At 65.1% G+C, this 6,000-nt stretch carries 5 protein-coding genes; 2 read left to right on the top strand and 3 right to left on the bottom strand.

What is annotated here, in order from left to right:
• Nucleotides 1–253: 253 nt before the first annotated feature.
• The 3 genes from IEX53_RS20630 to IEX53_RS20640 all read right to left on the bottom strand — a co-directional run bounded on the left by IEX53_RS20630 (nucleotide 254) and on the right by IEX53_RS20640 (nucleotide 3,765).
• Nucleotides 254–790, bottom strand: a complete 537-nt coding sequence (locus tag IEX53_RS20630) for a DUF1254 domain-containing protein (RefSeq protein WP_188826066.1) — start codon at nucleotides 788–790, stop codon at nucleotides 254–256.
• The gene (locus IEX53_RS20635) at nucleotides 783–1,379 is read right to left on the bottom strand and encodes a DUF1214 domain-containing protein (RefSeq protein WP_188826067.1); all 597 of its coding nucleotides are present in this window, start codon (nucleotides 1,377–1,379) and stop codon (nucleotides 783–785) included. The genes IEX53_RS20630 and IEX53_RS20635 overlap by 8 nt, the downstream gene beginning before the upstream one ends.
• Before the next feature lie 226 nt (nucleotides 1,380–1,605).
• Entirely contained in the window at nucleotides 1,606–3,765 is a 2,160-nt protein-coding gene (locus IEX53_RS20640; protein WP_188826074.1) for a transglycosylase domain-containing protein, read from the bottom strand.
• A gap of 326 nt (nucleotides 3,766–4,091) precedes the next feature.
• Between IEX53_RS20640 and IEX53_RS20645 the strand changes: the two genes are divergently transcribed.
• Both IEX53_RS20645 and IEX53_RS20650 read left to right on the top strand, forming a co-directional pair.
• On the top strand, nucleotides 4,092–4,553 hold the full coding sequence (locus tag IEX53_RS20645) for a hypothetical protein (RefSeq protein ID WP_188826068.1): 462 nt from the start codon (nucleotides 4,092–4,094) through the stop codon (nucleotides 4,551–4,553).
• Nucleotides 4,554–4,593: 40 nt separating this feature from the next.
• Nucleotides 4,594–5,847, top strand: coding sequence for a DNA-packaging protein (locus IEX53_RS20650; protein ID WP_444542153.1), 1,254 nt, complete (start codon nucleotides 4,594–4,596; stop codon nucleotides 5,845–5,847).
• The last annotated feature ends 153 nt before the right edge of the window (nucleotides 5,848–6,000 follow it).

Genomic DNA, 6,000 nt, shown 5'->3' on the forward strand with positions numbered 1-6,000 from the left:
TTATCGCGGAAGACTTAGAAAGTTGTTAACCATGGAACCGCGCTTTCCCTCCCCCTTGCGGGAAGGGTGGCCCGAAGGGTCGGGTGGGGGTGGTGACGTTTGCGCCACGATCTTCGAAGCAAGCGCATCCGTCACCACCCCATCCGCCCGCTAACGCGGGTTTCGTCGCTGGAAAAGCCAGATCGTTGGCTTTTCCTCGGCCTTCGGCCGAACGCTCCTCAATCCCCGCAAGGGGGAAGGAAGGAGCGTGGCATCACACCGGCAGCGTCTCGCACCCCGCCTCGCTCAGGAACCGCCGCACCGATGGAACCCAGGTCGGGTCCGGCGTGTAGGCGCGGATCAGCACGAAGCCTTCACTCATCTCTTCCTCGGCGAGGATGGAGGCGGCGGCTTCTTCGGGCAGGTCTTTCTTCAGGTTCACCATCTGCAGACGGTTGGCGACGACAAGGTCGAGCTTGCCGTCGGTCGAGGCGCGGTCGTTGACGCTGTAGAGCGTCTCGCCATTGCGGCCATGGACCGACACCGACCAGAACGGCACATTGCCGGTGGCGGTGACCTGCACGGGACCATCGGCGAGATCGAAGCGGCACGCGGCAAGCTGGAAGAGCGGGTCGTGGAAGCCCCCATCCTTGCCCGCATCGAGCACATGGAAGCGGTAGGCCTCGCCCTGCGCCGTGATCCGGCTCCAGGCGTTGCGGTCGGAATAGACAGGCACGAGCAGCAGCACGGCGATATGCACGATGCCCGCTCCGATGAGGCCGAGGCCCAGGGCATAGACGAGCCTACCCATGGCAGCCTCCTTCGCCCGCCACGAGGCTGGCCGAGGGCAGGGTGAGATCGGAAAGCCCGGTGGAGCTGGCGATGGGCGTATCGTAGAATGTCATGACCAGCACGAACGGCCCCGCGCCGGACACGGGCAGCCAGTTGCCGGGCTGGGCCTGCGGCGAGACGGTGATGATGAAGCTGCCGTCCTGATGGCGCAGGAGCTCACGCGAATGGAGCGCGGGCGGCATATCGGTAGGCGAGGGCAGGGGCGAGAGCGAGCGGTCGGCGGCATAGAGCGTCCAGAAGCGCGCGGGCGGCGTATCGCCGGTGATGCTGTAGGTGCAATTGGCCCGCAAGGGCCGTCCTTTAGCGTCGCGGACGGCATGGAAGGTCACGCCCTCCGCCGCGCCCAGTTCCAGCGCGCCGCTGCGGGCTTCCCGCGCCTTGGTATAGGGATCGGCCTGCCCCGTGCCCGCTTCCGGATAGGCAGTCCATTGGCCCGCATGAAGCGCGCCGAAACCCTGCTCCCGGTTGAGCGTATAATAAACGCTCCCCACCCCGCCGCCGATGGCGACGAGGAGAGTCAGGGCCGTGGGGAGGAGGGTTCGGAGCATGGGGAGCATAACAACAAATGGTTGACGATGGCGCGAGGAACCCCCCTCTGCCCTGCCGGGCATCTCCCCCACAAGGGGGGAGATCGGCTGGCATCGCCGAAGGCATTCAGCCTGGAACGTTTGCGATTGGCGGCGTCGTCAATGATAGCGTGATCTCCCCCCTTGTGGGGGAGATGCCCGGCAGGGCAGAGGGGGGTATGCGGGCGCTTCCGTTGAAACATGCGAATCACAGCGCCGAAAGCCTTGTCCGCCCCACAGGCGCGGCCAGCAGCGGGGCGTTGCGGAAGCGCTGGTTCAGTTCGCGCAGGGCGCGGGTGGTGGCGCTGGAGAGGACGCGGGGGCGCTCCACGAGGCTGTCGTGCTGCGCGGCGTCGCCCTTCTCGCCCTCCGCCTTGGCGACGAGCTTCGGATCGGGGAAGGGCTTGTCGATGCCGGGGATTGGCTTCAGCTCGATGTTCTGATGCGCATAGTTCATCATGCGCTGCCATGTCATGGCGGGCAGGATGCCGCCGGTCATCTCCTTGGTCGGGGTGAAATTGTCGTTCCCGTACCAGACCGCCGCCGTGTAATTGCCGGTGAAGCCGACGAACCAGGCGTCGCGATAGCTCTGCGTCGTGCCGGTCTTGCCCGCCACCCGCGTCATCGGCAGCGCCGCGCGGCGTCCCGTGCCCCATTCTGGCACCTGCACCAGCATGGAATTCATCTCGGACGCCGCCTTTTCCGAGAGCACGCGCTTCGGCTCCGGCCCGTCGCGGCCCCAGTCCCACAACACGTCGCCCTTGTGATTCAGGACCTGCGTGAAGGCATGGCGCGTTCCGGCGATGCCGTTGCTGGCGAAGACGTTGAAGCCCGTTGCCTGATCCATGACGGTCATGCCTGAGGTGCCGAGCACCATGGTCTTGTGCGAGGAGATCGGCGATTCGATCCCCATCGCCTTGGTGAGCTTCACGATGGGCGCCGTCGTCAAATGATCCTTGGCGAGCCGCACCGGCACCGTGTTGAGCGACTTCACCAGCGCCGTGGTCAGGTTGACCCGGCCCGCGAAGCTGCGCCCGTAATTGCGCGGCGACCAGTTGCCCCAGCTGATCGGACCGTCGGAAATGACGGTCATCGGCGTCATGCCCGCTTCCATGGCGGCGGCATAGACATAGGGCTTGAACGACGAACCCGCCTGCCGCAGCGCCCTGGTGGCGCGGTTGAACTGGCTCTCGCCATAATCGCGCCCGCCCACCATGGCGCGCACGCCGCCATCATTGGCGAGCACCACCGCAGCCGCCTGCGTCACCTGATATTCCTTGCCATGCTGGCGCAAATGGAACTCGATCGCCTCCTCGGCGGCCTTCTGGATGTTGCGGTCGAGCGTGGTGCGCGCGATCAGCGATTGCGTCGGCAGGTCGCCGGCGATCTTCTTCACTTCCTCGAACGCCCAGTCGAGGAAGTAATCGGGGCTTTCGTTCTCGGCGCGATCGACGACGCTGGCCGGGTTGCGCCGCGCGGCGACCACCTGGCCCTCGGTCATCATCCCGCTCTGCACCATGTTGGTGAGCACCACATTGGCGCGGGCGCGGGCGGCGGGCAGGTTGATATGCGGCGCATATTTGGTGGGCGACTTGAACAGCCCCGCCAGCATCGCGGCCTCCGCCAGCGACACATCCTTGATGTTCTTGCCGAAATAGAATTCCGACGCCGCCGCGATGCCGAAGGTGCCGCCGCCCATATAGGCGCGGTCGAGATAGAGCCGGAGGATCTCCTTCTTGCTCATGTTCATTTCGAGCCAGACGGCCAGGAACGCTTCCTTGATCTTGCGCTCCAGCGTGCGCTCATTGGAGAGGAACAGATTCTTGGCGAGCTGCTGCGTGATGGTCGAGCCGCCCTGCACCACGCCATTGGCGCGCGCATTCTGGGACATGGCGCGGGCAAGGCCGACGAAATCAAGGCCGATATGGTCGAAGAAGCGGCGATCCTCGGTCGCCAGCACCGCCTTCACCACATGGTCTGGCAATTCATCTGTTGGCACCGAATCGCGGTGCAGGATGCCGCGCCGGCCGATCTCGTTGCCATAGCGATCGAGGAAAGTGACGGCGAAATCGTCCTGCGCGCGCCAGTCCTTCTTGGTTTCCTCGAAAGCCGGAAGCGCCAGCGCCAGCATGAGCACGCAGCCGCCCACGCCCAGCGTGAAACCCTCGTCCAGCACTTCCACGACGAGCCGCCGGAGCCCGCGCACGCGGAAGCGGCGGAAGAAGATGGTGGTGTTCTCCCAGAACTCGGCCAGCGAAAAGCGTAAGTTATAGAGCGCGCTGTCGACCCACGCGTCGAGCCAGATCAGCCGCGGGCTGCGGAACGGTCTTTGCGCCGCTTTACGCGGTTTTTTCGGGGAATTGCGCATGATCTCCGCCTTGGTCGAGCGCAGATTCTTCCAATCATCGCGCCGCCGCCCGGGAGTGTGTCGCATTTGAATAAAAACGCAAGGAGCGGGACGAACACAGGGTAACTAATTCCTTACGTGTGACATATGAGAAAATATCTAAGCTAGGAAAAAAGTCCTTGACGCCGTGACGGTGGTTTGGTAGGTTTTTGTTATCGTCGGAAAATTATGGCTGATACAGCGCCAACGCCCTCCCTCCCCCTTGCGGGGGTCCGAAGGACGGGTCGAGACCCGTGGCTCGGCCCCCCGCAAGGGGGAAGGGAGGGCGGCCAACCGGATATCTCCCCATGCCCCCCATTCCCCTTGCGCGCACCCGTGCGGGCTATGACGTCTCGCGTAAATATGGCGTGCCGCATGCCGAGATCGCCACGCTGCTCAACATCAAGGAAGCCACCTATCTGTGCGGCCTGCGCCGGTTGGGGCTGGACCACGATCCGGCGAAATCCGGTCGCCTTCCCGATATGGAAGAAATCCTCTCCCGCGTCCGCACGGAACTCATGCGCCTGACGGAAGGCGGCAGGGTGCCGGACAAGGGGGCGGTCGATGCGCTGGTATCGCTTGCCAAGGCGCTAAAAACGATCATCGATCTCGAGCGCGAGAACGACACGCGCCCCGCGGAAGCCGCTCCGGCGGCGGAAATCAGGCCGGGAGAACTGCGCGAAGCGCTCGCGCTCATCGACAGGAGGATCGACGAACTTGCCACGCTCCGCGCAGCCGAGATTATCAAAGCAAGTCCAGGAAAAGTGTGAAGCGGTTTTCCGTCCGGACTTGCGAAAAAACAAAATCGGCTTGACGGGCAGGACAGCGATATCCGCCACGAGGGAATGGCTCATCCGGGGCCGTGACGCGCAGCAGCCGCCGCGCGAGCCATGGCGCACATGGCTGATCATGGGCGGGCGCGGTTCGGGAAAGACCCGCGCTGGCGCCGAATGGGCCGCCGGCATGGCGATGGGCCTTGCGCCTTTCTCGCATAGGAAATGCGGCCATATCGCGCTGGTGGGCGAAACGCTGGCGGATGTGCGCGAGGTAATGGTCGATGGGCCATCGGGCATCCTCTCCGTCTCCCGCGCCGAGCGCCCCCGGCTGGAAGCCACGCGTCGGCGGCTGGTATGGGAGAATGGCGCGGTGGCGTCGTTTTTCTCTTCGGAGGACCCTGACAGTTTGCGCGGGCCGCAATTCGATGCCGCCTGGTGCGACGAACTGGCCAAATGGAAACATCCGCAGGAAACCTGGGACATGCTGCAATTCGGCCTTCGGCTGGGAGATGCTCCACGCGCTGTCGTCACTACCACGCCGCGCCCCGTCGCCCTGCTGCGCGCGCTGCTTTCCGACCCGGCGGTTCCCGTGACGCGGATGCGCACGGCGGAAAACGCCGCCCATCTCGCGCCGGGCTTCATGGCGATGATCGAGGGCCGCTATGCCGGCTCGCGGCTCGGGCGGCAGGAACTGGACGGCGAACTCATCGAAGACCGGCCAGACGCGCTCTGGTCGCGCGGGCTGATCGAGGGGATCGTCATGAGCCGGGTTTCGCCGCTGAAACGCATCGTCGTCGCCATCGACCCGCCCGCGAGTTCCGGCAAGAGTTCCGACGCCTGCGGCATCGTTGCGGCGGGGATCGACCATGACGGCTTCGGCTGGGTGCTGGCGGATGAAAGCGTCAGCCGGGCCAAGCCCTATCAATGGGCTCGCGCCGCCATCGCCCTCTACCACCGGCTGGAGGCGGATGTGATCATTGCCGAGGTCAACCAGGGCGGCGACATGGTGAAAGCGGTGATCGCAGCGGAGGACCACATGGTTCCGGTTCGCGCCGTGCGGGCCATGCGCGGCAAATGGCTGCGCGCCGAACCCGTCGCCGCACTCTACGAACAAGGCCGCATCCGCCATGCCGGACGGTTCCCGGCGCTGGAAGACGAGATGTGCGACTTCGCTCCCGGCGGCCTCTCCAATGGCCGGTCGCCCGACAGGCTCGACGCGCTGGTCTGGGCGCTGAACGAACTGATGCTGGGGCGCGAGAAGGTGCCGCGGATCAGGCGGGTGGAGTAGGGGAGGGAGCTTATCGTCGGAATGCCCGGCGCTCACCCCCCTCTGCCCTGCCGGGCATCTCCCCCACAAGGGTAGGGCTATCGCATATGAGTAATGAGGGTGAGGAAATCCTGGTCGGCCCATCTTGCCTTGAGCCGTTTGTGGCTGAGGGGA

Origin of the sequence: Paramesorhizobium endophyticum, from assembly GCF_014640615.1 — a bacterium.
In the GTDB taxonomy this organism is placed as follows: Bacteria; Pseudomonadota; Alphaproteobacteria; order Rhizobiales; family Rhizobiaceae; genus Paramesorhizobium; species Paramesorhizobium endophyticum.

Bases quoted from the DNA above. Each gene is read 5' to 3' on its own strand.
- IEX53_RS20630 (WP_188826066.1), bottom strand. From the start codon at position 790: ATGGGTAGGCTCGTCTATGCCCTGGGCCTCGGCCTCATCGGAGCGGGC.
- IEX53_RS20645 (WP_188826068.1), top strand. From the start codon at position 4,092: ATGCCCCCCATTCCCCTTGCGCGCACCCGTGCGGGCTATGACGTCTCG.
- IEX53_RS20640 (WP_188826074.1), bottom strand. From the start codon at position 3,765: ATGCGCAATTCCCCGAAAAAACCGCGTAAAGCGGCGCAAAGACCGTTC.
- IEX53_RS20635 (WP_188826067.1), bottom strand. From the start codon at position 1,379: ATGCTCCGAACCCTCCTCCCCACGGCCCTGACTCTCCTCGTCGCCATC.